Genomic DNA, 8,076 nt, shown 5'->3' on the forward strand with positions numbered 1-8,076 from the left:
GTATATGGCCGCCTTAGGGCGGCCTTTTTTTGGCCTCACGGGACCCTTTCGGCTGCCTTTGACGTAAACGTCATCCAGTCTTTTTTCCATGATTTCAGCTGCATAGTGTTACATTCGGGTGCGATCAAAAGAGGACATGGCTGTTGTGCATTGCGGCATGGTCAGGTATGAATAACTGTTTGCCTTTACGACCTTTCTATAACCATAAGGGAGATCCAACGTGAAGATTGGTGCACCCAAAGAGCTCGCCCCAGGAGAAGCGCGTGTCGCGCTGACCCCTGACAGTGCGCAGCTCATACAGAAGCTTGGACACGACTGTCTGATCGAAACCGGGGCTGGCGTTGCCGCCGGCTTCGATGATGACGCCTATCGCAATGCCGGTGTCACCGTTGTGGAGAGTGCCGAGGCGCTATGGCGCGATGCCGAAGTGGTCATCAAGGTGCGCGAGCCGAGCGAGGCGGAAGCCGATCGCCTGCGCCAGGGCCAGACCTTGATCAGCTTCTTCTGGCCGGCACAGAACGAGGCCCTGCTGGAGCGCTGTCGTGCCCAGGGGGGCACCGTCATCGCCATGGACATGGTGCCGCGAATCTCTCGCGCCCAGAAAATGGATGCCCTCTCCTCCATGGCCAACATCGCCGGCTATCGCGCGGTGATCGAGGCGGGCAACAACTTCGGACGCTTCTTTACCGGCCAGGTGACTGCTGCCGGCAAGGTACCCCCGGCCAAGGTGCTGGTCATCGGCGCCGGCGTTGCCGGGCTTGCCGCCATTGGCACGGCAACCAGCCTTGGCGCCGTGGTTCGCGCCTTCGATGTGCGGCCCGAAGTGGCCGAGCAGATCGAGTCGATGGGCGCCGAGTTTCTGTTTCTCGACTTCGAGGACACTCAGGACGGCTCCGGCACCGGTGGCTATGCGGCGCCCTCCAGCCCCGAGTTTCGCGAAAAGCAGCTGGCGCTGTTCCGCGAGCAGGCCCCCGAGGTCGACATTGTCGTCACCACCGCCCTGATCCCCGGGCGCCCGGCGCCCAAGCTGTGGCTCGAGGATATGGTCAAGGCGATGAAGCCAGGGTCGGTGATCGTCGACCTGGCGGCCGAGAAGGGCGGTAACTGCGATCTGACACAGCCGAACGAGAAGGTGGTCAGCGACAACGGCGTGACCATCGTCGGTTACACCGATTTCCCCTCGCGCATGGCCACCCAGTCGTCGCTGCTCTATGCCACCAACATCCGCCACATGCTCACCGATCTGACGCCGGAAAAGGACGGCGCGATCGTGCACGACATGGAAGACGATGTGATTCGTGGCGCCACCGTGGCCCACCAGGGCGAGATCACCTTCCCGCCGCCGCCGCCCAAGGTGAAGGCGATTGCCGCGGCCAAGCCCAAGGAGAAGGTCAAGGAGCCCACGCCGGAGGAGAAGCGTGCCGCCGAACTTGCCACCTTCAAGGCGCAGACCAAGCGTCAGGTCACGTTGCTCGGTGTTGGCGGCGCTTTGATGCTGCTGCTTGGCCAGATCGCACCGGCCTCGTTCATGCAGCATTTCATCGTCTTCGTGCTGGCCTGCTTCGTCGGTTTCCAGGTGATCTGGAACGTCAGCCATTCGCTGCATACGCCTCTCATGGCGGTGACCAATGCCATCTCGGGCATCATCATTCTCGGTGCCGTACTGCAGATCGGCTCTGGGAACTGGATAGTGGTGCTTCTGGCGGGGATCTCGGTATTGATCGCCACCATCAACATCGTGGGTGGCTTCCTGGTGACACGCCGGATGCTGGCCATGTTCCAGAAATCCTGAGCGGCGGAGTGAAGACATGTTAGGTCAAGGTTTTGTTTCCGCCGCGGCGATCGCGGCAAGCGTTCTCTTCGTGCTCTCCCTGGGTGGGTTGAGCAACCAGGAGAAGGCCAAGCGGGCCGTCTGGTACGGCATCGTCGGCATGGCGGTGGCTGTACTTTTCACTGCCTTCGGTCCGGGCATCGGCAACTATTGGCTGATGATTCCGATGATCGTGATCGGTTCGGTGATCGGCTGGAAGGTGGCCACGCGAGTGGCGATGACCGAAATGCCCCAGCTGGTGGCGGCGTTGCACAGCTTCGTCGGTCTGGCCGCGGTGTTCGTGGCCTGGAACGCCGATCTCGAGCGGCGTCGGGTACTGGCAGCCCAGGCCATCGGCACCGGCTATCAGGAGTTCTCGGCCTTCGCTGCGCTGGTGGCGACCAAGGCTCCGGACGAGCTCACCTTCCTGCAGCTTGAAGTGGTGTTCGCCATCTTCATCGGCGCGGTGACCTTCACCGGCTCGGTGGTCGCCTTCGGCAAGCTGGCCGGCAAGGTGGACGGCAAGCCGCAAAAGCTGCCCGGTGGCCACATGCTCAATGCCGGCGCGGCTGCACTCAGCCTGCTGCTGGCGATTCTCTACCTCAACGGCGCCGGCTTCTGGACACTGCTGATACTTGCGGCGCTGGCATTCTTCATCGGCTGGCATCTGATCATGGGTATCGGCGGGGCCGACATGCCGGTGGTGGTGTCGATGCTCAACAGCTATTCCGGCTGGGCGGCGGCAGCCATCGGCTTCACGCTCTCCAACGACCTGCTGATCGTCACCGGCGCGCTGGTCGGCTCGTCCGGTGCGATTCTCTCCTACATCATGTGCAAGGCGATGAACCGCAACTTCGTCAGCGTCATCCTGGGGGGCTTCGGCGGCACCCAGGGGCCGGCTGCCGAGATCGAAGGCGAACAGGTGGCTATCGATGCCGCGGGCGTGGCGAGCAGTCTGAATAACGCCGACAGCGTCGTCATCGTGCCTGGCTATGGCATGGCCGTGGCTCAGGCCCAGAACGCCGTGAGCGAACTGGTGCGCAAGCTGCGTTCCGCCGGCAAGGAGGTGCGCTTCGCCATCCATCCGGTGGCCGGGCGTCTGCCGGGGCACATGAACGTGCTGCTGGCCGAAGCCAGGGTGCCCTACGATATCGTGCTGGAAATGGACGAGATCAACGACGATTTCCCCAAGACCGACGTGACCATCGTCATCGGCTCCAACGACATCGTCAATCCGGCGGCACAGGACGACCCCAACAGCCCCATTGCCGGCATGCCGGTACTCGAGGTGTGGAAGTCCACCGTGGTTTTCGTCTGCAAGCGTGGCCAGGGAACGGGCTACTCCGGCATCGAAAATCCGCTGTTCTACAAGGAGAATACGCGGATGTTCTATGGCGATGCGCGTGAGAGCATCGACTCGCTGCTGTCGATGATCGACTGAGTCAGCCGCAGGACGATGACTCGAGCACTGAAGCAAGGCTTGAATGCCCCCGGAAGGGGGCATTCTTCGTTACACTCATGACGTTTCTTCCGTTTCACCGACCGAACGATTTTGCGGGGCAGACATGTCAGACGTTCCCATGCGGGTAGCAGTCCTGGGTGGCGGCAGCTTCGGCACCGCGCTGGCTAGCATTGCCGCCGACAATGGTGCCCGAGTGTGTCAGTGGCTGCGCGATCCGGCGCTTGCCGCCCAGATCAATCAGGAGCATCGCAATTCGCGCTACCTGCCGGATTACACCATCAATCCGGCAGTGCGTGCCTCGAGCGATATGCAGGCCGTCGTCGAGGATGCTGAGCTGGTGCTGGTGGCGATTCCCTCCCAGGCCTTTCGAGAGGTGGTACGTCAGGCACGGCCCTGGCTCAATGCCGAGCAGATCCTGGTAAGCACCACCAAGGGGATCCAGGAAGAGGGCTTCAAGCTGATGAGCCAGATCCTCGAGGAGGAGACCGGATTCGCCCATATCGGCGTGATTTCGGGGCCCAACCTGGCTACCGAGATCGCGCAAAAGCAGCTTACCGCCACCGTGGTGGCCAGCGACGATGCACTGACCCGGACCCGGGTGCAGCAGGCCCTGAGCTGCGACTACTTTCGTGTCTATGCCAGTAACGACCGCTATGGCGTAGAGCTGGGCGGCTCGTTGAAGAACATATACGCCATCGCTGCCGGGATGGCCGCCGCGTTGGGCATGGGCGAGAACACTCGCAGCATGCTGATGACGCGTGCGCTGGCCGAGATGGGGCGCTTCGCCGTCAGCCTCGGGGCCAATCCCATGACCTTCCTGGGCCTTGCCGGGGTGGGCGACCTGATCGTCACCTGCTCATCGCAGCTCTCGCGCAATTATCGCGTTGGCTATGCCCTGGGCCAGGGCAAGCGCCTCGATGAAGCGGTCGAGGCGCTGGGTCAGGTGGCCGAGGGGGTCAATACGGTGCGTCTGGTACGTGACAAGGCGCGCAAGGACGGCGTCTACATGCCGCTGGCGGAAGGGTTGTATCAAGTGCTGTTCGAAAACGTGCCGGCTCGCGAGATGGCGCGCATGCTGATGCGCGGCGAGCAGAGCAGTGACGTGGAATTCGTGTTGCCGCGCGAGGCCGTGCAGCAGGCTCATCGCCGGGTCGACACTGGCGAGGATGGGCCATGACCTCGCGGCTCTACATCATGCGCCACGGTGAGGCCGGACATGGTTGGCCGGACCGCGAGCGAGAGCTGACCTCCCAAGGCCATGAGGAGGCCCGGCGCATGGCCGAGTGGTTTGCTCGGCAACCATTGGACGGTGTCCGGCTTTATGCAAGTCCCTATCGTCGTGCAAGACAGACGGCGACCCATCTGGCCGCTGCCTTAGGGGCCGAGCTTGTCGAATCGCCTCTCATTACCCCCGATGGTTCACCAGCCGAGGTTTGCGACTGGCTGCTTGGTGCTGGCGCAGGGCCGCCGGTCATCCTGGTCAGCCATATGCCGCTGGTGGGGCTGCTCACAGGCCTCCTGGTCGATGGGCGTCCCGATCACGGCCTTGCCTTTCCCACCGCCGCCGTTGCGCAACTCGAGAGCGAGGTCTGGGCGGCGGGATGCGCCCGGCTGCTAGGCTTTAGTTCACCTCATGACATTCGCTGAAAGGGAGTTCACCATGAGCTTCATCGTCAACAACCGTGTTGCCGTCAAGCCGGGGTACGAAGAGGCGTTCGAGGCGCGCTTTCGCGCCCGCGCTGGCGAGATCGACAAACAGCCCGGCTTCGTCGCCATGCGCGTACTGCGTCCGCTCGGCAACCAAGCCCCCTATGTTGTCGAAACCGAGTGGGAGAGCCAGGAGGCTTTTCGCGCCTGGGTCGGCAGCGATGACTTCAAGCAGGCCCACGCCAACCCCATGCCCAAGGAGGCGGTCGGCGAGGGCGGCGGTCTGGAGCAGTTCGAGGTCGTCATACGCAGCGGCGGCTAGATCCACCCCGCCACCTTGAGGACAAAGACGCCAAGGGTAATGGTCACGCTGGCCATCAGCGTGGTCAGGGCGATGATGTTGGCCGAGAGCGCCGCATTGCCTCCCATCGCTTTGACCATCACGAAGCTTGCCGCTGCCGTGGGGCTGGCGAAGAACAGGAACAGGACGCCCAGTTCACGCCCCTCGAAGCCGGCCAGCCAGGCGGCTAGAGTGGCGCCCGCCGGCAGAGTGACCATCTTCAGCAGGCTGGCGCCAGTGGCCAGCCGCCCCGACTCGAGTATCGAACCCAACGACAGGGTGGCGCCGATACAGATCAGCGCCAGTGGCAGGGTCAGCGAGGCAAAATACTGTCCCGAGGTCATGGCCCAGCCGGGTAGCCGCAGCTCCAGCGCTGCCACCGGGATGGCGGCGACCACGGCAAGGATCAGCGGATTGCGCAGGATGTGGCTGCCGATGCTGCGCCAGTCGGCGCTCTTGCCCTCTTGATAGGTGACCAGAACGATGACGGAAAAGGCGTTGTAGGTCAGGATGACCACACCGAGCAGCAGCCCGCCCGCGGAGAGACCGTAGTCGCCGTACATGCCAGCGGCCAGAGCCAGACCGACAATGCCGCAGTTGCCGCGAAAAGCCCCCTGCACGTAAACGCCACGGTCGGCGTAGGGCACACGCAGAATGGCCCAGCCCCAGGTGAGCAGGAAGCTGGCAAGGGTGGCCAGGGCGAAGAAACCGAGCAGCACGGGGTTGAGCGTGGCGTCCAGGTCGGCACGAATGATGCTGAGGAAGATCAACGTCGGCATGGTAGCCTTGAAGACCAGGCTCGATGCAGTTGCTATGAAAGCTTGATCGATCCAGCCCAGGCGCTTGAGCCCCAGACCGATGAAGACCATGGCGAATACCGGTAGGGTGACTTCCAGGGTGGCGAAGAAAAGGTCGTGGAGACTCATGTCAACGTGCTAGCCAAAGGCCGGCGACAATGGCGGCGAACACGGTGAGGAGAAAAATTCGATTGCGCACGCGAGTATCGCGCCGTGGTCGGTTAGGACGAGGCATGGAGCACTCCAGGACATGATGATCGATATGGGGCGGAGGTCGACTTGGCGAGATAGAGTAAACCCGTTAGCCTGCTATCGCCACTGGCGACCTGCCCGATCCGACTCTGGACTCCGTCATGAATGAACGTGCTACCCCACCACGACAGCGCCTGGTCTTCGCCCATGCCAACGGATTTCCTGGCATGAGCTATCGTAGCCTGCTGGCCCCGCTGCATGAGCGCTTCGACATTCACCCCGTCGACCGCCTGGGCCATCACCCCGATTATCCGGTCGGTGCCAACTGGCTGGCCTTGCGAGACGAGCTGCTCGAGCACGTGATCGACGACGACGGGCCCGTCATCGGCGTCGGCCACTCCATGGGGGGTGTGCTGATGGCGATGGCGGCGGAACATGCGCCGCGACGGTTTCGCTGCGTGGTGATGCTCGACCCGCCGCTGATGCTGGGGCTCGATGCCTGGAGCATGAAAGTCGCCAAGCGCTTCGGCTTCGTCGACCGCGTCACCCCGGCAGGCAAGAGCCACGGGCGACGGGCTTCCTGGCCCGATCGAGAGGCCATGGCCAATCATCTGCGCCGTCGCGGGCTGTTTCGCCGCTTCACCCCTGAAGCGCTGCACGACTACGTCGAGGGCGGCACGCGGCTGCGAGACGACGGGGCGGCCGAGCTGATCTACGATCCGGCCATCGAGACCGAGATCTTTCGCAATCTGCCCGATCACCTGACACAGTTGCCGCGCCGCTTGCGCATTCCGTTCGGCCTCGTGGCCGGCAGCGAGTCCGATCTGATAACCCCCAGGCGCCGTCGCCGCCTGGCTGCCCATGGGATTCCGCTGGCATTGGTGCCGGGCAGTCACATGTTTCCCATGGAGCATCCCGAGGAGACCCGCCAGGCACTGCTGGCCATGCTCGATGACCTGCTGGAGGGCGAAACATGAGCGAAGCGCAAGTTTTGACCTTGTCCGGCGGTCGGCTGGCGGCCCTCAGTTGGGGAGAAGGGGCCGCCCCTACCTGGCTGGCACTGCACGGCTGGCTGGACAACGCAGCCAGCTTTTCCCGGCTGGCTCCTCTACTGTGCGCACGTCTCGGTATACGTATCGTGGCGCTGGATTTCGCCGGCCACGGTCACTCCGGACACCGGGAAGGCGATTATGCTCTGTGGGACTACTGTCATGACCTACTCGATGCCGCCGAGGAGCTGGGTCTGGAGCGTTTGTCATTGCTGGCTCACTCGATGGGAGCAGGCGTTGCCTGTCTGACGGCGTCAGCGTTGCCGGAGCGCATCGAGCGACTCGTCCTGATCGACGGGCTGGGTGCGGTGACCACACCTGCCGGGGAGAGCGCGGCCCAGCTGCGCAAGGGGCTGCGAGCTGCCAGACGGACGCGCTCGGCGGCGCCGCGCTATCCTGATAGCGAATCTGCCGTGGCGGCGCGTGTCGCCGGTGGCGTGACGCCGATCGATGCGGTCACGGCGACTCCGCTGGTGGAGCGCAACCTGGTTCGTGAAGCGGATGGCCACGTGCGCCTGCGCACCGACGGCCGCCTGCTGTGGCCCTCGCCGGTACGTCTGAGTCCGGAGCAGGTACTGGCGTTGCTCGGCGAGATCCGTACGCCGGCACTGCTGATCGAAGGAGAGACGGGTATCCTGGGTGAGCGGGAGAATGCCGATGCGGCCCGTGCGGCGATGCCGCAACTGGTGCGGCGGGTCCTGCCCGGTGGGCATCACCTTCATCTGGAGCCGGCCAATGTGGGGCGCGTCGCAACGGCCATTGAGGAATGGCTGCAATAG

Annotated in this window: 8 protein-coding genes; 7 read left to right on the top strand and 1 reads right to left on the bottom strand. The window is 63.7% G+C overall.

Features of this window, described 5'->3' with window-relative positions; translation table 11 throughout:
- The first annotated feature begins 220 nt into the window (after positions 1 to 220).
- The 5 genes from AC2VNO_RS08505 to AC2VNO_RS08525 all read left to right on the top strand — a co-directional run bounded on the left by AC2VNO_RS08505 (position 221) and on the right by AC2VNO_RS08525 (position 5,241).
- Positions 221 to 1,792, top strand: a complete 1,572-nt coding sequence (locus AC2VNO_RS08505) for a Re/Si-specific NAD(P)(+) transhydrogenase subunit alpha (protein ID WP_486933723.1) — start codon at positions 221 to 223, stop codon at positions 1,790 to 1,792.
- Between the two features lie 16 nt (positions 1,793 to 1,808).
- Positions 1,809 to 3,251: an NAD(P)(+) transhydrogenase (Re/Si-specific) subunit beta gene (locus AC2VNO_RS08510; protein WP_486933724.1), complete on the top strand. Its 1,443-nt coding sequence runs from the start codon at positions 1,809 to 1,811 to the stop codon at positions 3,249 to 3,251.
- 124 nt (positions 3,252 to 3,375) lie between these two features.
- Positions 3,376 to 4,449, top strand: coding sequence for an NAD(P)H-dependent glycerol-3-phosphate dehydrogenase (locus AC2VNO_RS08515; RefSeq protein ID WP_486933725.1), 1,074 nt, complete (start codon positions 3,376 to 3,378; stop codon positions 4,447 to 4,449).
- On the top strand, positions 4,446 to 4,919 hold the full coding sequence (gene sixA, locus AC2VNO_RS08520) for a phosphohistidine phosphatase SixA (protein WP_486933726.1): 474 nt from the start codon (positions 4,446 to 4,448) through the stop codon (positions 4,917 to 4,919). The genes AC2VNO_RS08515 and sixA overlap by 4 nt, the downstream gene beginning before the upstream one ends.
- Positions 4,920 to 4,932: 13 nt before the next feature.
- Positions 4,933 to 5,241, top strand: a complete 309-nt coding sequence (locus tag AC2VNO_RS08525) for an antibiotic biosynthesis monooxygenase family protein (RefSeq protein WP_486933727.1) — start codon at positions 4,933 to 4,935, stop codon at positions 5,239 to 5,241.
- Here the strand turns inward: AC2VNO_RS08525 and AC2VNO_RS08530 are convergent.
- Positions 5,238 to 6,185 (bottom strand): AEC family transporter, encoded by a 948-nt coding sequence (locus AC2VNO_RS08530; RefSeq protein ID WP_486933728.1) that lies wholly within the window; start codon positions 6,183 to 6,185, stop codon positions 5,238 to 5,240. The genes AC2VNO_RS08525 and AC2VNO_RS08530 overlap by 4 nt on opposite strands.
- Before the next feature lie 224 nt (positions 6,186 to 6,409).
- On the opposite strand from AC2VNO_RS08530, the gene AC2VNO_RS08535 reads away from it, so the two are divergent.
- Positions 6,410 to 7,225, top strand: a complete 816-nt coding sequence (locus AC2VNO_RS08535; RefSeq protein WP_486933729.1) for an alpha/beta fold hydrolase — start codon at positions 6,410 to 6,412, stop codon at positions 7,223 to 7,225.
- Positions 7,222 to 8,076, top strand: coding sequence for an alpha/beta fold hydrolase (locus AC2VNO_RS08540; RefSeq protein ID WP_486933730.1), 855 nt, complete (start codon positions 7,222 to 7,224; stop codon positions 8,074 to 8,076). Before AC2VNO_RS08535 ends, AC2VNO_RS08540 begins: the two co-directional genes overlap by 4 nt.

Source organism: Halomonas sp. TH-94 (assembly GCF_057473365.1).